The 16,171-nt window shown below is 43.1% G+C and carries 15 protein-coding genes and 2 pseudogenes; 5 read left to right on the top strand and 12 right to left on the bottom strand.

All coding sequences use genetic code 11. The features are described from left to right. Window positions 1-291: 291 nt before the first annotated feature. Both AB4274_RS12025 and AB4274_RS12030 read right to left on the bottom strand, forming a co-directional pair. On the bottom strand, window positions 292-1,296 hold the full coding sequence (locus tag AB4274_RS12025; RefSeq protein WP_372052197.1) for a metal-dependent hydrolase: 1,005 nt from the start codon (window positions 1,294-1,296) through the stop codon (window positions 292-294). Window positions 1,297-1,523: 227 nt separating this feature from the next. Beyond that, a complete protein-coding gene (locus AB4274_RS12030; RefSeq protein ID WP_372058042.1) occupies window positions 1,524-2,333 on the bottom strand; it encodes a sulfite exporter TauE/SafE family protein in 810 nt (269 codons plus the stop codon). A 342-nt stretch (window positions 2,334-2,675) separates the two neighbouring features. Between AB4274_RS12030 and AB4274_RS12035 the strand changes: the two genes are divergently transcribed. Further along, the gene (locus tag AB4274_RS12035; RefSeq protein ID WP_017064213.1) at window positions 2,676-3,653 is read left to right on the top strand and encodes a DUF1852 domain-containing protein; all 978 of its coding nucleotides are present in this window, start codon (window positions 2,676-2,678) and stop codon (window positions 3,651-3,653) included. 45 nt (window positions 3,654-3,698) lie between these two features. Further along, window positions 3,699-4,727, top strand: coding sequence for a methionine synthase (locus AB4274_RS12040; protein ID WP_017062410.1), 1,029 nt, complete (start codon window positions 3,699-3,701; stop codon window positions 4,725-4,727). 211 nt (window positions 4,728-4,938) lie between these two features. On the opposite strand, the gene AB4274_RS12045 is transcribed toward AB4274_RS12040, so the two are convergent. From AB4274_RS12045 to AB4274_RS12080, 8 genes are all read right to left on the bottom strand, one after another. Continuing rightward, entirely contained in the window at window positions 4,939-5,340 is a 402-nt protein-coding gene (locus AB4274_RS12045) for a hypothetical protein (RefSeq protein WP_017070653.1), read from the bottom strand. Further along, window positions 5,333-5,782 carry a GNAT family N-acetyltransferase gene (locus tag AB4274_RS12050; protein ID WP_372112128.1) on the bottom strand — a complete coding sequence of 150 codons (450 nt, stop codon included), beginning with the start codon at window positions 5,780-5,782 and terminating at the stop codon, window positions 5,333-5,335. Before AB4274_RS12050 ends, AB4274_RS12045 begins: the two co-directional genes overlap by 8 nt. 69 nt (window positions 5,783-5,851) lie before the next feature. Further along, window positions 5,852-6,352 carry a hypothetical protein gene (locus tag AB4274_RS12055; protein WP_372112130.1) on the bottom strand — a complete coding sequence of 167 codons (501 nt, stop codon included), beginning with the start codon at window positions 6,350-6,352 and terminating at the stop codon, window positions 5,852-5,854. Window positions 6,353-6,413: 61 nt separating this feature from the next. Then, window positions 6,414-6,854: a hypothetical protein gene (locus tag AB4274_RS12060; RefSeq protein WP_372112132.1), complete on the bottom strand. Its 441-nt coding sequence runs from the start codon at window positions 6,852-6,854 to the stop codon at window positions 6,414-6,416. 200 nt (window positions 6,855-7,054) lie between these two features. Then, a complete protein-coding gene (locus tag AB4274_RS12065) occupies window positions 7,055-7,555 on the bottom strand; it encodes an opioid growth factor receptor-related protein (RefSeq protein ID WP_017062405.1) in 501 nt (166 codons plus the stop codon). Window positions 7,556-8,016: 461 nt separating this feature from the next. Then, window positions 8,017-8,490, bottom strand: a complete 474-nt coding sequence (locus AB4274_RS12070; RefSeq protein WP_017062404.1) for a response regulator — start codon at window positions 8,488-8,490, stop codon at window positions 8,017-8,019. Further along, a complete protein-coding gene (locus tag AB4274_RS12075; protein WP_372112133.1) occupies window positions 8,477-9,832 on the bottom strand; it encodes an ATP-binding protein in 1,356 nt (451 codons plus the stop codon). The genes AB4274_RS12070 and AB4274_RS12075 overlap by 14 nt, the downstream gene beginning before the upstream one ends. Before the next feature lie 6 nt (window positions 9,833-9,838). Continuing rightward, entirely contained in the window at window positions 9,839-11,257 is a 1,419-nt protein-coding gene (locus tag AB4274_RS12080; protein WP_102332139.1) for a DASS family sodium-coupled anion symporter, read from the bottom strand. Between the two features lie 484 nt (window positions 11,258-11,741). On the opposite strand from AB4274_RS12080, the gene AB4274_RS12085 reads away from it, so the two are divergent. After that, window positions 11,742-14,759, top strand: coding sequence for an EAL domain-containing protein (locus AB4274_RS12085; RefSeq protein ID WP_372112134.1), 3,018 nt, complete (start codon window positions 11,742-11,744; stop codon window positions 14,757-14,759). 122 nt (window positions 14,760-14,881) lie between these two features. Next, window positions 14,882-14,992, top strand: a pseudogene (locus AB4274_RS12090) (DUF3103 family protein); the annotation flags it as partial. Between the two features lie 146 nt (window positions 14,993-15,138). Here the strand turns inward: AB4274_RS12090 and AB4274_RS12095 are convergent. Together AB4274_RS12095 and AB4274_RS12100 are read right to left on the bottom strand one after the other, a co-directional pair. After that, entirely contained in the window at window positions 15,139-15,456 is a 318-nt protein-coding gene (locus AB4274_RS12095) for a Dabb family protein (protein ID WP_372112135.1), read from the bottom strand. A gap of 126 nt (window positions 15,457-15,582) precedes the next feature. Beyond that, a complete protein-coding gene (locus tag AB4274_RS12100) occupies window positions 15,583-15,876 on the bottom strand; it encodes a hypothetical protein (RefSeq protein ID WP_372112137.1) in 294 nt (97 codons plus the stop codon). 81 nt (window positions 15,877-15,957) lie between these two features. On the opposite strand from AB4274_RS12100, the pseudogene AB4274_RS12105 reads away from it, so the two are divergent. Then, a pseudogene (locus tag AB4274_RS12105) lies at window positions 15,958-16,068 on the top strand (LysR family transcriptional regulator); the annotation flags it as partial. Between the last annotated feature and the right edge of the window lie 103 nt (window positions 16,069-16,171).

Below are 16,171 nucleotides of genomic sequence, written 5' to 3' on the forward strand. Positions count from 1 at the left end.
CTTCGTAATCTTGCCCTGAGTATGGTCTGACTCTATCCTATTGTCCATACTATCTAAATATGCTGACTACCTAGAGTGAAGAAAGAAAATGTGTCGGGCCTTTTCCTAACCATTAGTTTATGTATTGTAAAAATAGATTGCCGATGTAGTTCACTCATCGAAGTGAACACACAATGGGGCATAAATGAGCTATAGCTTCCCCTAAATTAACAATTCAGAGATAACTAAACGTATGGAAAGTCGCTTAACGTAGCATCCAGTATTGACGGTGCAGATCAGTTTAAAACTAGCTCATTTATCGCCAGTGAGCATACCGAAGAAGATCTGTCTCGACTCTGGCGTGTTGTCTCTATGAGTTTCGTATTTTACATGCGCGTTTGCATCAACTGCTTTTGATAGCTTGATGCTCCATAGTGCTTTCATTTGATTTGGTACAATTGAATATCGGACATCGATAATACGCAGCTCGTCTGTTGGGTCCTGAGCGATATAACCATTTGAAAACCAGCGGAAACGTTCTATGTCTTTGGCTTGTTGAGAGTCCGGGTCAAGCCAAGGTAAATCCCTGCTAACATTCAGCTTCGCAATCGACTCTCCGGGATACGTGCTTACCGATGTGCCAACCCGCACTGCGTCTACATGGTAATGAGCCTCTGTTTCGTACACCACTTTCCAAACCAAGATATTCGCAAAGCTTGGTTTTGCCTCTAATCGAATCGGTGTGTGTTGCCTTTCTTGCGCTAATTGCCACCCAATCGCCTCTGCCCTGTCTCGCTGAATCATCCCTAATGTTGGATAAATTAGCGCCCAAGTAAACGCAACACGCGCTAGCCAAGGCGCTCGTTTTAACGTCGCAAACACAAGCAACACTAGAATGGGAAGCGTATAAACAGGATCGATGATTGATATGGTATTCCAAGAAAAACGCGCGTTGGTGAAAGGCCAAAGTAACTGCGTGCCATAGGTGGTACAAGCGTCTAACAGTGCATGAGTACCATAGCCCAGAGCACAAAACAGCCAACTTTGTTTGAAAGAAAGCCCACGTTTTTTTGCAATCAGGTGATGCAGAACCAAAGCGCAGATCAAACTGCCAATGGGAATAAAGAAGAGTGAATGGGTAAATTGTCGATGAAATTCCAAAGCCAACAAAGGGTCACTTTGAGACTTAATCAGTGCATCCAAATCTGGTGCTAACCCGGAGAGCAGCCCTAATACCCCAGCAACAACCAAATGTTGTTTTTTGCTGGCAGATTGTGACAAAGAAACGCCTAACACGCCCTGCGTTAAAGGATCCATAAATCACTCATTGATAGCATTCCGTTGAATCAAACAAAATACATTTAGCTATAGCGGTGAACTGTTCATAACTAAACGGTTTTATCAATATACTCATGTACATAGTTGTATAAGCATAGACCGATAAACAAAAAAAGAGCAGTTATGAAACTGCCCTTTTCTAATTATTGGTGGTTGATCAATTTATTCGTTTTTGTTCTGTATATTCACACTTGAACGATCTTTTATTAACGAGCAACCATGCTTGCTGCGATAACCACCAGCAGTACTGAGAAGATTTTCTTAATCGTTGGAACCGGTAAATGGTTGGTGGCTTTTGCGCCTAACGGAGCCGTAAACCAAGACGTGCACACAATACCCAACAGCGCAGGCAGATAAACAAAGCCAGCAAAGCCATCTGATAGAGCAAAGTGGCTGCTGCCTGAACTGATGTAACCTATCGAGCCAAACAACGCGATCACAATGCCACAAGCCGAGGCACAACCGATGGCCTTTTTCATACCGACAGAGAAGAACGTTAATAGCGGAACCAGCAATGCTCCGCCACCAATACCTATCATGGCAGATAAGCCACCCGTAATGGTTGTCAGCACAGTGAGCACACCTTTGTTCGGCAGTTTTCGTTCCTTAGGCGCATCATTTTTGCTGCTTAAGAACATCTTGATCGCAATAAGAACCACACTCACAGCAAACACAATACGAACGACTTTTTCCGGTAACAACGCCGCCATAAAACCACTAACCAATGCACCCAGAGCAACACCGAGCATGATCCAAGGCGCCAGATCCCAAGGCACTTTGCCATTCTTGTGGTGAGCGAGTGCAGAAGATGTTGAAGTGAACAGTATCGATGCCAACGAGGTAGCAATCGCCGCGACAACAACTTGGTCGGATGGTAGAACTTCTAAATACAGTAAAATGCTGCTTAACACAGGAACAATGATCAGCCCTCCGCCAATACCTAACAAACCGGCTAGAAACCCAACACCACTGCCCAGTAACGCACAGTAGAAAATCAACAACAGCAATTCACTCATTTCATCCATCTCTTAATTAAATTAATCGTCTTAAATAACACACTATTAATGCGGTTATATTTCCATCAAGCTAATTAATATAACTGACACCGACTAAAATATTCAAACAGAATAGATCATGAATATTCCTCATGTTGAATGTGAAGTAATACCATTGTTAATGGTCAACCTATCAACGTATAAAAACCTTAAGCGATTAACTTTATACGACATTAATTCTACTAAGCATTAATTTCAGACAGCATAGCCTTCGATTCTTAATCCGGTCACAAGCAAAAAATAAAAGCCGTTTTAATACTAAAGACCGAGAGAATCAGAAAAAAATTGGGATACCAAATCAGCATGAATAAAGAATTTAATTTTACGATTAAGAGCATTAGCCTCGACGAAAACTACCAGCCTGCAGACAGCACGCGTATCACTACCAACTTTGCTAACCTGGCTCGCGGTGACAGCCGTCAAGCGAACTTACGCAATGCACTACAAATGATCGATAACAGTTTCAACGCGTTAGCGCACTGGGATAACCCTAAGGGCGACCGCTACTCTGTTGAGCTTGAAATCATTTCTGTTGATATGGATATTGAAAGCAACGGCGAAGCATTCCCTTCAATTGAAGTGCTGAAAACCAATATTGTAGACCGTAAAACTAACGAGCGTATTGAAGGCATTATCGGAAATAACTTCTCTTCTTATGTTCGAGATTATGACTTTAGCGTACGTCTATTGGATCATAATAAAGGCCAAGATAAATTCAGCATTCCAGAAGATTTTGGTGACTTACACGGTAAGCTTTTTAAATATTTCGTTAACTCTGACGCTTACAAAAAGAACTTTAATAAACGACCTGTTATTTGCTTAAGCGTGTCAGATAATAAAACCTATTACCGCACTGAAAACCAACACCCAGTATTAGGTTTTGAATACCAACCGAATGAGTCTTCTTTAACTGAACAATATTTCAAAAAGATGGGCTTACAGGTTCGTTATTTCATGCCGCCTAACAGTGTTGCACCTTTGGCCTTCTATTTCTTTGGTGATCTGCTGAACGATTACTCTAACCTAGAGCTTATCAGCACCATCAGTACCATGGGTACGTTCCAGAAAATCTACCGACCTGAGATTTACAACGCGAACGCGGTTGCGGGTAACTGTTACCAACCAAACTTGAAAAACTTGGATCACTCGCTGACTCAAATCGTGTACGACCGTGAAGAACGAAGCCAGCTAGCTGTTGAACAAGGTAAATTCGCAGAAGAGAAGTTCATTAAGCCATACCAATCAGTTCTAGAGAACTGGTCGGCAAATTACGCACTTTAATCGTCTATTGCGCTCTCAAACCACCCAAGGATAGGCAATATTATTATGAAAACACTATTACCGACTTCAACAGCGGGCAGCTTGCCGAAACCGTCTTGGCTTGCACAACCAGAGACGCTTTGGTCGCCATGGAAACTTCAAGGCGATGAACTCACAGACGGCAAACAAGATGCGCTGCGTGTCTCTCTGCACGAGCAACAGCAAGCAGGCATTGATATTGTGAGTGACGGCGAACAAACACGTCAACACTTTGTAACGACCTTCATTGAACACCTGAATGGCGTTGATTTTGAAAAGCGTGAAACCGTTAAAATCCGCGACCGTTACGATGCGAGTGTACCGACGGTTGTAGGCCCAGTTTCTCGTCAGAAATCTGTGTTTGTTGAAGATGCGAAGTTCTTACGTCAGCAAACCGACCAACCGATCAAATGGGCTCTGCCGGGGCCTATGACCATGATTGATACACTTTATGATGCGCATTACCAAAGCCGTGAAAAACTGGCGTGGGAATTTGCAAAGATCCTCAACGAAGAAGCCAAAGAACTTGAAGCGGCAGGCGTGGATATTATTCAGTTCGATGAACCTGCGTTTAACGTGTTTTTTGATGAAGTGAACAATTGGGGCATCGCTTGTTTGGAAAGAGCCATTGAAGGGCTTAAGTGCGAAACAGCAGTCCATATTTGTTATGGCTACGGCATTAAAGCGAATACGGATTGGAAAAAGACATTAGGCACCGAGTGGCGCCAATACGAAGAAGTCTTCCCTAAGCTGCAGCAATCGAATATCGACATTATCTCTTTAGAGTGTCACAACTCTCATGTACCTCTTGAGCTGCTTGAGCTCGTACGAGGCAAGAAAGTAATGGTCGGTGCGATTGATGTTGCAACCGATTCGATTGAAACACCGGAAGAAGTGGCTAGCACTCTACGTGAAACACTTAAGTACGTTGATGCCGACAAGCTCTACCCTTGCACCAACTGCGGCATGGCTCCCCTGCCTCGCGAGATAGCCTCAGCGAAGCTTAATGCGCTCAGTGCTGGCGCAGAGATCGTTCGTAAAGAGCTTTCAGCGTAACGCTTTCCTAAAGAACAAAAACTATGCCTTTAAGCCTAAGTATCATATTGATGCTTAGGCTTTTTGTTATGTGAGTTAATGAGCTTTACGCGCTGCTTACCAGGTTTTATCTAGGTCTTGAGCATATAAAGAGATCGCTCGTTGGTACTCTTTAATCGCATCGCTATTCGTCGTGGAAACTAAAAGCTCAAGTAACAGCGATGTCGCTTCTTTATGGCGACCTAGTTCGACACGCTAACATACGGCTCCATTCTTCTTTGCTCATTGCGCCTTTAGAAAGGTAAATATTGTGTTTCTGCATTGCACCTTTCGTGTATGAAAGCTTGATGAATGAGCCAATTTCAAACGGAAGAAAGCTACGCTGTAAAGTCACATCACAAGCAACGCCATTTAAACGTACATGACCGTTCGTGATTTCAAACGAGCTATCGCGAAGCTTCCACCACAACATTAGAATTTTTATTAATGGAGGAACACAAATTATCAGCCCTATGGTTAGCAGCGATGAACGATCACCATCTAATATCCAATAGGCAAGACCTAATGCAATAACAATAAACAGCAACTCTGAAAATAAGTACTTAACAAAATTTAGTTGGATACGGTTATCCATGACACTCTCTCAATGATGACCCTAAAGGCAGCTCCATTTCAACGAGCCCTTTCACTTCAGACAACTGAGTAAAACCTTTTGATTGATAAAGCTTAATGGCGGGGTTCTCACTGAACACGCGCAACACTAACTGAGCCGATGCTTGATTGTTCGCATGTTCAATAGCCAAATCGAGACACTTAGAGCCAAAACCTTGACCTTGACAGTCAGCTAATATCTGCAAGTCCCTAAGAAACGTTGTACCACTAGCGTAACTGAAGCGAACAATACCAATACGGCGATCCCCCACATAAATTTCATAGTTATCCAGCTTATCCCAGCTGCGTAAAAACTGGCTATGACCCCAAGCGATTCCACGAGCTTGATAGTAACTCGCCATATTCGTTTTGGTGATCGATTCAGCGAACTTAGGCTCTGAACCTTTGACCAACCTTACTTCCATATTGTGTCCTTTGTTTTCAAATCACATCTGAGTACGGCATAGCAAAATGCCGCATATATTGAATCATTTTTAGGTACATACTGGTTTCACTTCCTTCCATTGTGTATCCCATTCTTCGCCTAACAAATTAGAAAGTTTTTCACAGTCGTATAGATAGCGAAGACTATCTTTACAGTACGAAGTAAGTATTTCAGTTAACTGACCAGACGCTTTTTCGTTGTCTTTGAGTTTTCCGTACATCATCAAACCAGTCCTAAAGGTGTCTTGATCGAGGTCAGAAGCTTGCTTCGATAACATCCCAAAGGAAATAGCGTTAATAGACAGGGCTAATGCAATCGCATCGCCTTCATCTCCCTCTAATTCACAAGCACTATAACGAGCTAACAAGTTCGATGTTTTAATTAATGGGGCAAGGTCTTTTGTATTGGCATATTTATAGGTTTCAAAACCTTGCCGCACCGCAGCTTTATGACTGTCTTTGATGCTCACAACATAGTCTGTCAAAACATGTAAGCTCGCATATGCGCCTAGCCCGAAAGCCACAATGAACACGGCGATTAATCTGATCACTTATCTCTCCTAAAAGAACCTTATGCTGGTCAATTTTAAACGGTGTCTTGTAGTAACAGCCCTACTTGCCATCGACCTTTTCTAGAAACCAACTTCCTTGGCACGGTCCATTGGTTAAGTACCATCGGCCATCAAATCTATTGCCACTGCCATGTGCGGAAAAGCGATAATCCCATTGCCGATGTTTAGCATATAAACGTAAGTCGCCGCTTTCCTTCACCCAACCCTCTAACGATGTTCCATTGTAGGTAAGCCTTAGAGTAGCCCTACCCTCACGAATAGTTCCGGTGATGGTTGTACGTTCACACATATTATTGCCAGTGGTGTTAATACGGCGGCCTAGCCACTCACCGTCGAAATCGGTAGAAGGAACAAATTGGGGACTATCAGGAAGTTTAGGAAACGACTCGGAATTACTGGACCCGAACCACTGGAGTTCACGACCAACGAGGAAGAAGACGACAAAGCCGATTGATATCGCTATCACAAATCCCTTTTTCATTAGCCTCTTCCTAATCCGCTGACCTTAAGAAAAGAACCCTAACATAATGAAAAGTAATAACTTACCATCAATTTAATTAATTTTGATATATTCAACAAATTGCATTCAAATGTTGAATATAGAGAAAGCGGCATCGTACAAAAATGCCGCGTATTAAGAATCAATGATGTGCAGTGCCGAAAGCTCTGCACAGAAAAACCCTAACCTTCCAAGGCATTGCGCCAATACTGAACGGTTTTATCCGACACCAACCCTGTCTCGGTCGCCGCTGATACTAAAAAGTCACATAACCGAGCCGCAACCTCTTCATTACCCAACAAGTACAAACTGCGAATGGCTCGCGTTAACCTTAGCTGGTTATGGTCATGATTCTTTAACCATACGTGATTAGCCGGGCTAAGTGGTAACGATGAAGATATTTCACTCCCGTTTCGCTGCATACCCCAAAACTCAAGCATCAGGTCAAGCACTTGTAGATGAGCTGTGCGGAGCGCTTCTGAATTAGCAAAAAGCACCTTATCTTCTTGAGTAACCAACGGGGCATGTTGATTAAACTTAGTCCCCTCATCTATTGGGAAGAACACTTGAATGTACTTATGGTCATGCTCCAACCAAAAATGATTGTAAGCCAATAACTGTTCTATATTTCGACCAAATTTATCCGGCGCTTCACCAGATATAAAGCGAGCAATCTCACTCATTTTAAAATCCTACTGACTATAAACCCCCACTTGTGGGCGAATGCATTATTACGCAGTAAGCCGTGAAAAGCCTAGTCCTTTACGTTGTAAGTACCGATTTGGCTTAGAACTCCACGTCCCACGCGTTAGGAATCACTTTTGAATAATTTCGACTTACTTTTCTAACAAACGACACGGGAACTCTGCGACACATTTTAGCTCTGCTGTATGTTCAGGGAATCGTTCCTGAAGAAAACACAATGCATCCGTTGGCGTTGGCGTAGCGTATGAGTTTTAGACTAAAGCCAGCAACCAGTGTGTTAATAACTGAGTACCAAAACCTGAACGACTAAAAGAGGTAGGTAAAATAAGCAGCGAAAGATTACATCTTTCAAAGAAAAACCCTTCAGAAAGCGTCCTTCGGTGCATAGAATTTCAAGCGACTTACACTAGTGAATAATGTAAGTCGCTAACATAAGAGGCTAACGCAAGCGTCTCAACACAACCTGCTGGTCGAGCTCATTCTGATAGTCCGTGTAATCAAGCCCTTGATCAAATATGTACTCAGTGACAAGAGTACGAATGCACTCAACCAATGTGCTTGCTTGCCAAGGCTTTTCAAAGTAACGGTCGATGCCTGCTGCATTAATCGCATTGATGGTATCGGTATGAGTGGCCTGCCCCGTAAGAAGAATTTTCTTTGTATTCGGAAAGCGGCTGTCATGGAACACTTCAGTGAGTAACTCCACCCCCGTTTTCCCTGGCATCACATGATCAGACACGATGACGGTAATGTGTTCGCCTTCTGCGTCAAGTTCATCAATGAGATCAAGCACTTCTTGCGCTGATTCACAATCTTCAATATTCAGCCAACTCGCCAGCGGCTCTAAATCTTGTACCACTGCGCTCAGTACTTCTCTCTGGTCATCGACACAGATTAAATTAAGCTTCTCCATGTTCACCCTCTACTGGTAACTTGATTCTAAATACAGTTTTAGAAGCATCACTTTTCACAATGATACTTCCGCCATAACCCGCCACAATCCGCTTAACTACTGATAAACCCAAGCCCAATCCAAACGATAAACCACCTTTTTTAGTGGTGAAGTTGGGCTGAAATATCTTTCTACGAGTCCCCTCGTCTATCTCAGGGCCGTTATTCGTAATCGTAACTAATATTCTTTTCTTACTTAATCTGGTTTGAATCTCTATTGCGGCATCGTCTGAATTCGACATTGCATCACAAGCATTCTTTACAATGTTGACCCAAATCTGAACGAGCTCTGTTTTCGAGCCTTTAAAAGTCGGCAAATCTGCAGGGCTCAATCGCACAGATACTCTACGCAACTCACTTTGTAACAACGATAAGGCATGGTTAATGGAGTCATTAATATCAACCGCTTCTTCGGTGTCAATATCAACTCTGCCAAGTTGTTTAACCGATTTTACGATGCCCACAGTGTGTCTAGATGCCAAACGTAAATCATGTAAATCACAGCCCATCTGCCAAAAACGAATCGCTTGTTCTGGGTTTTTCAGCCAATGTTTTGAAATAACGTCTGTTGCAGATAACGCGTCAATTGGAATCGCCTTTGCAAGAGAGCGAGCAATGTTTTTGTCTAAACCATATTTTCTTTCAAATTGTCGCCCACGTGTTCGTGCTTCTGACGACGACGTTTTCTGACCATGCATTAACCCAAAATCGAAAAATTGACTGGCTTCTGGATGCACTTCTTCAAGCAGATCCATGATGACCGTTTCAAGTCGACCAGATTTACTATTTACGACACCAATAGCGTTGTTAAGCTCATGAGCAATCCCTGCAGCCAATTGACCCAAGGTCGTCATTTGCTCAGCAGTATGTAACTTCTCTAGCGCTTTTTGTTTCGCTATCGCTTCTTGTGTTGCGCGGCGTTGACGACGCGACAACTCATTGACAATTACAGGTGTGAACTGTGCGGTAAGAGGACCAAATTTACGTTCATCTTCTGCAGGCGTGTCTTTATCGATCCACGCTAACTCAACATCGGTTTTAGCAACAACCGTTGAAGATGCTGTCCAATTACCTGAAAAGAAGCTATGAACGCCTATAAAAGCCCCACTACCCGCGCTAAATACTCGCACTTGCGGTGTATTCGCATCGGTATAAAACCCTTCCAGTTCTCCACTAAACACATAATATAAACGAGTGTTTAACGCTGATTGTTCAATAATGGTGTTACCGGCACAGCACGTCACCCGACGTTCTGTTTGGTTAAAATAGCGCTCGATCAGTGCTTCTAGCTTTTGTTGATACACGTATCGTTATCCTATGTGACCAATTGAATGTAGCACCCACACCATAACAAAACTCAGTAGCACACCAACCACACCCAAAATAATACCGATTCTGGCCATTTGATTACTTTGCACATGACCAGTGGCATGAGCCAACGCATTCGGTGGCGTACTGATTGGCAGCGACATACCTAATGAAGCGGCAAAAGTCACAACCAAAATTAACGTTAGCTCACCGCCTAGTGGCGTGAGTGAAGCCATAGACGAACCTAATGCCGCCATAATTGGCATTAACAAGTTAGCCGTTGCGGTATGAGACATAAAGTTTGCCATTACCAAACACAAGAACGCCGCTCCGAACAACACCACATAGGGTGAGTAGCTATCAAACGGAATACTGTGTACCACGAGCTTTGCTAAGCCAGTTTTATCGAGCGCTAAACCAAGCGCAATACCACCTGATACAAGCCACAATACGTCCCAAGAAATTTTCTTCAGGTCTTCTTTATTGATGATCCCTGTGAGTGAGAACACAGCGACAGGAATCAGAGCGACGGTGTAAGAGTTCATGCCATGGCTTGAACCCATTAACCAAAGAATGATGGTCAGCGCAAAAGTGACGTACACCGCAATGGCTTTAGGCGTTTTAAGGAATTTACCTTTGATGCTTAGCTCGATTTTCTTTTGGTCAGCTTTGTACATAAAGCCTATTAAAAACCACGCTAACGCCATCATAATCACAACAAACGGCACACCAAATGCCATCCATTCACCGAACGTAATGAGGTTATCGCCAACTAAATATTTAAGTGCGATAGCGTTCGGAGGGGTACCGATCGGGGTACCAATGCCACCGATGTTAGCGGCAACCGGGATACAAAGCGCAAACGCTACACGACCGGGGTCTTTCGGACCAAACACAGCCAGTACCGGCGTTAAAATAGAGAGCATCATTGCCGTTGTTGCCGTGTTAGACATAAACATCGAAAAGATACCAGTGATCAACATTAAGCCGAGCATCACAAACTTTGGGTCTTGTCCAAATGGCTTCAACAACACGCGAGCTAAGTTTACGTCTAATCGATATTTAGTGGCGGCCATTGCTAAGAAGAAACCACCCAAAAACAGCATGATGATTGGGCTAGCGAATGTCGCCATGATATCGCTGTATTTTAACAGCTCACCAAAATGTTCTTCCCCATGCTCAAACCTTAAAAAGATCAGCCCTTTATCCGACAACATCAATAATTGCAGAACGATAATAACAACAGACGTCGCGTAAATAGGGATAGGCTCGAACACCCAGCACAATGCCGCTAACAAAAAGATCGCAATAACGCGTTGTTGAATAATCGTAAGGCCTTCAAATGGAAACGCTGATAGCGGCATGACGAGGATAATGAAAGGAATTAAAATAGGGATAATGTATTTAATATAGGGGCGCATAGCACAAAAACTCTTCCTGAGATAACAACTACTTAGAAATTAGATTTACAGTTCTAATTTAGATCCGACAACGAATTATCGAACTCTCGCCACTATCTCACTCTCGGCTAGATCAATGATTATGTGATCACGATATCCCCTTTTTCGATTCTGTGCGCTACCTCTACGTTTGTATGCCATTTATTGTTGCAATTAAATTCAGGAGAGTGGTTTCTGCGTTTCTATTCATAATCCGTTCCGGTTATTCTAGGTACTGTCAGAACAGATCAGTCGCTTAAGTCATGTCCATAAATTGAGGACCGCTTCTGAGTAACCTCTCAAATATATGAGTTAGACTTACTCGGATTGTGCGTGGTTTTGCATTTCCTTTTGCCGTAAGTTTATTTTCAAGCTCGCTTAGTAGAGCATGGAAGAAATAATAAAAAGATACCTATTCTCCCCCGAAAACAGTTCTACACAACACAACTTTCGACCGGCTAATAACATGACTATTGTTACATCTAAAAAACGTCCTACCGTTGGCATTGTGCTGCCTATGCTCAGTGGCTTCTACATGGGCGAGCTAAATGCAACCCTTAGAAGGCTTGCGAAAAACCATAAAGTCAATCTGATCTTCATCCGCTCGGGTGAGCGAAGAGATTTTAAACTTCCTATATATTTTAATCATCTCGATGCCCTTGTGGTCGTTCTCCATGCAGCGACAGTAAAGTTGATCGAAGAAGCTATAAACGCAAACATTCCAGTCATTTCTATTGGAGCAAGCTATGCGCCGCTGCCCGTTGAGCAGTATTATAGTGTGCAAAGCGATGGTGTCACTAAGCTCTATGAATGGTTACAAAGTCAAGGACACGAAGAAATCGGCTTTTGTGGCGATCTCACTGTTAATGATATCAGGTCTCGCTTCAAAGCGTATCAACGCACGGTGATTGATCATAAAGGCTCATTCAACCAACGCCATTTCTTCCGCGTGTCGAATTGTTCTCTATCTGGGGGACGAGAAGCCGCAATAGAATTTATACAGCGTAAATCCAAATGCACTGCGGTTATCTTCGCAACTGACCACAATGCTGTAGGTATGATGGAGCAACTGTCTCACAGCAATATCTCGGTACCTGACGATGTCGCCATCGTAGGCATTGATAATATTTTCGTCGGTCAACAATTCAATCCCAAGTTAACAACAGTAGACCAACAGCTTGAGCTTCTAGCGACGCAAGTATTTCACCGCGTGTTGGAACGTATTTCTGGGAAGCCTTTTAATAATGCCAATAATAGTGTCCCGCAAAAGCTCATCGTTCATCAGTCTTGCGGTAACACAAACCCAGATCTCGAACATAAAGAAGATATCAACTCAACTCGCCAAATCCTCTTAAATGTGCAAGGGCGTTCTCCCGCTGAGATATTCGAAAATTTCTATTCACAAGCACAAGGAGGTTTTGACTCAATTAGAGATGCTCAAAGCCTTTACGGAAACAATCTTGACTGGGCCTGTCTCGCTGAGTGTAATTCGGAGCAATACACTATTAGGAAATGGGTAGAAAAAGGCATGACTCAGCCAACTACCCTACCGCAACAAACAGATATTCAAGACGATATTCGCAATTTCCCATTTTTCGAACGCTATGATCATTTCGTTGCTTCCATTCTTCCTATCAACTCAGGGCAAGAAGATCACTGGAAGCTCGTCGCTGTTGTTGATTCATTGCAAGATCACCAAGATATCGGTACACAATCGGTATTCAACAATTATTTAGATATGCTCGCACTGTTCATCGAGCGCGACGAGCTTATCAATACAAGTAACAATCGTCAGAAGAACTCCCAACAGTTGTTGCAACAGCTCAAAGTAGTATCTAACAGCTCAAACGATGGTATCTGGGATTGGGACTTACTAACCAATACTCTTGTCTGGAACAGTCGGTTAACCAAAATGATTGGCTGTCAAGATACCTTTTCTGATCGTAAGTTAGGATGTGACCATCTGTTCCAATATATACACTCAGAAGACTTAGAACTTCTCGAGTCCGCCATTCATAACCACTTAAACGAAGAAGTACCGTTCAAATGTGAATTCAGGATGAAGACGCAACATCGCGGATATATCTGGGTTCATGCCAATGGCTCAGCGGTTCATAATGCAGAAGGGCAGGCTGTGCGCTTCATTGGCTCAATGACGGATGTAACTCAAGAGCGAGAAGATGCGGAAAAGATTCAACACATGGCGTATTATGATGCGCTTACTGGCATCGCTAATCGCCGGAAAATAATGGAAAGCATCGCGCAACACATTGTGAATCGACCTAACCAAAAACGCGCGGTCATGTTGATGGATCTTAACCGTTTTAAGATTATCAACGACTCTTTTGGTCATCACGTCGGTGATGCACTTCTTTGCCACGTGACCAAACATATTCAGAACGTGCTATCAAGTGAACACCTTGTCGCACGTTTGGGAGGTGACGAATTCTTGTTTTTGTGTAATGTCAGTTCCGAAGCAGACATCAACGCACTCGCCACGCAGATTTTAAATGCCGTTCAAAACCCATTGATCGTTGATGATATTGAGATTATCAGCCAAGGAAGCCTAGGCATCGCTATGTATCCTTATGATGGCGTAAGTGCCGAAGAATTAATTAAGCAGGCCGACATTGCCATGTATCAAGCTAAAAAGCTGGGAGGACAAAGCTATCTCAACTTTCAAAGGTCAATGGCAAAAGAGACGGAAAACATAATCGAAATAGAGCACCAACTCAGTCGTGCCATCGCTCAACAAGAAATAAAGGTGCACTACCAACCTCAATATTGTGGGCAAGATGAAAAGATTACTGCTGTTGAAGCACTAGCAAGATGGGAATCTCCAACATTGGGGGATGTCCCTCCTGACCAGTTTATCGAGGTTGCTGAATCAGCTGGCCTAATCAGCAAGCTTGGTGAATGTATCATTCATCGAGTTTGTAAGGATGTTGAAGGATCTGAATGGCTACAAACCATGAGCCATATTTCCATTAATATCAGTGCAAAACAGCTGATACAGCCTCACTTCGCTCAAGAAATCATTCGAACTATTCGCCAATACCAGCTTCCTTTGACGTTATTCTGTATTGAGATAACCGAGTCAGCAGCAATTGTCGATTACGAGTTATGCATAAACTCACTTAAAGAACTACACGATGTAGGAATTTCTATCTCTCTTGACGATTTTGGCACGGGATTCTCTTCTCTATCTTTACTAAAGCAACTTCCACTAAGTGAAGTAAAGATCGACCGTTCATTTATCTCTGACATAACTCAAGGGCAGACCAACTTAGACTTCGTCAACACTATGATCATGATGGGTAAAAGCTTGGGCTATCGTGTTGTAGCTGAAGGGGTGGAAACTGCTGATCATAACCAACGCCTAAACGGACTGGGGATAGATCTGCTGCAAGGTTATTACTTCAGTAAACCTCGACCATTAAGTGAACTGGAATCAGAAGTGGCTATCAAATTGACTAGAGCTTAACCGTGGCACAACGGCATTATTTAAAAGTAATGCCATTCTTATTCACGCTTTGCGTTAACTTTACTGCCTATTGGCAGGTTAACGGAATAAAAATGAGCGTAAACAGTAGATGACATAAAGGTCGTTTAGAACCACAGATAGACCTCGTTGAGATGCCTTATCTGGACTACGACAAACAGACGTACTACCCCAATCAGACAGTTATCTTCTGGCCTCGCTACCGCTGGGGCGCAGGCGGGAATGCTGTCGCATCGTTTGCACCAGTCACGATTTCGCCAACAGAGTAAGTCGTTTCTTATTGAGTTAGGGCTTAATTGCTAGGCCCTAACCCTTCATTATTGAAGCTAAGTAAAACACAAGAGGCCTACTCAGAACCTAATTACAGGGAGTAATCAAACACGATAATGTCGTCTAGCAACGGACGAAACACATCTTTCAGCGCATCATGCTCTGGGTGCGGAAGGTAATTCTGACGGCCTTGTTCATCGGCGAATGTCATTAACACTGAGTGGGTATAACCTTGATTCTTGTTTTCAGGGCTGTCATTTAGCCCCCACTCGACTGAAGTGACCCCTTCAACTTTGTTTGGCATCGCTTCGAACAACATCTTTAGTTTTTGAACCTCTGAAGCCTCAGCGTTTTCTTTAAACTTAATCAGTAAAATGTGACGAATCATTCCCGTTTCTTTTCGAGTCATTCCTAGTCCTTTCGAGCGTTCGCTTACTGGTTTGTCATGCTTAACCAACACCGAGTCGCGTTCTTAAATTAGAGAACAACAAAATGCCACACGTTACACAACATGCCAAGGCTAGATCGCTAGAGTTTATAAAATACTCCACAACCCAATAACGAAAAATGCTGCACCCGAGGGCCCAGCATTTCTCATGACAATGGTAAGCTGGATCGTTTGGTCTTGATCAACGTTCTTTTGGAATTTTATTCCGCCATTAGCGGCGTCATTTCTTCCTTCAAGCACTGGATCAGATTCAACACGCTCAGCCTTTACTTGATTGCCTTCGCTTCTCATCATATCGAGAGTACTCGCATAAGTACCGTCAGCCGCGAAAGCCGTGTTCATAGACAAAGCCATCAATCCAAGTGCGATTAACTTGTTCATACATCACCTCGTTGTATTTCTAATTCTTTGTTCGTTTGGTATCTGTGTTTTTGTTGGAGTAACTTTAACAATCGAACATGAACCATAGATGTGAGCTATGTGATGAGCTGCCGCCGCTCGCAAAAAGACGCACCTTTGAATCAGTGGTTATTCCAAATGTTGAAGTCTACCCTGAAAAACAAACAAGCGTAGTTCAGCTTTTAACGGGTTAACTACTTAAAGGCTTAACTGCCTAACTCCCCTACCATCCAAAAAAAGAAAAGGCTCCCGAGGGAGTAATGCCGATCAGTTAAAG

Source organism: Vibrio sp. 10N.261.55.A10, assembly GCF_041470825.1.
In the GTDB taxonomy this organism is placed as follows: domain Bacteria; phylum Pseudomonadota; class Gammaproteobacteria; order Enterobacterales; family Vibrionaceae; genus Vibrio; species Vibrio crassostreae_C.

What these genes read in the sequence shown, in the direction of transcription:
- AB4274_RS12025 (WP_372052197.1), bottom strand. Translation starts at nt 1,296, where the DNA reads ATGGATCCTTTAACGCAGGGCGTGTTAGGCGTTTCTTTGTCACAATCT.
- AB4274_RS12030 (WP_372058042.1), bottom strand. Translation starts at nt 2,333, where the DNA reads ATGAGTGAATTGCTGTTGTTGATTTTCTACTGTGCGTTACTGGGCAGT.
- AB4274_RS12035 (WP_017064213.1), top strand. Translation starts at nt 2,676, where the DNA reads ATGAATAAAGAATTTAATTTTACGATTAAGAGCATTAGCCTCGACGAA.
- AB4274_RS12040 (WP_017062410.1), top strand. Translation starts at nt 3,699, where the DNA reads ATGAAAACACTATTACCGACTTCAACAGCGGGCAGCTTGCCGAAACCG.
- AB4274_RS12045 (WP_017070653.1), bottom strand. Translation starts at nt 5,340, where the DNA reads ATGGATAACCGTATCCAACTAAATTTTGTTAAGTACTTATTTTCAGAG.
- AB4274_RS12050 (WP_372112128.1), bottom strand. Translation starts at nt 5,782, where the DNA reads ATGGAAGTAAGGTTGGTCAAAGGTTCAGAGCCTAAGTTCGCTGAATCG.
- AB4274_RS12060 (WP_372112132.1), bottom strand. Translation starts at nt 6,854, where the DNA reads ATGAAAAAGGGATTTGTGATAGCGATATCAATCGGCTTTGTCGTCTTC.
- AB4274_RS12065 (WP_017062405.1), bottom strand. Translation starts at nt 7,555, where the DNA reads ATGAGTGAGATTGCTCGCTTTATATCTGGTGAAGCGCCGGATAAATTT.
- AB4274_RS12070 (WP_017062404.1), bottom strand. Translation starts at nt 8,490, where the DNA reads ATGGAGAAGCTTAATTTAATCTGTGTCGATGACCAGAGAGAAGTACTG.
- AB4274_RS12080 (WP_102332139.1), bottom strand. Translation starts at nt 11,257, where the DNA reads ATGCGCCCCTATATTAAATACATTATCCCTATTTTAATTCCTTTCATT.
- AB4274_RS12085 (WP_372112134.1), top strand. Translation starts at nt 11,742, where the DNA reads ATGACTATTGTTACATCTAAAAAACGTCCTACCGTTGGCATTGTGCTG.
- AB4274_RS12095 (WP_372112135.1), bottom strand. Translation starts at nt 15,456, where the DNA reads ATGACTCGAAAAGAAACGGGAATGATTCGTCACATTTTACTGATTAAG.
- AB4274_RS12100 (WP_372112137.1), bottom strand. Translation starts at nt 15,876, where the DNA reads ATGAACAAGTTAATCGCACTTGGATTGATGGCTTTGTCTATGAACACG.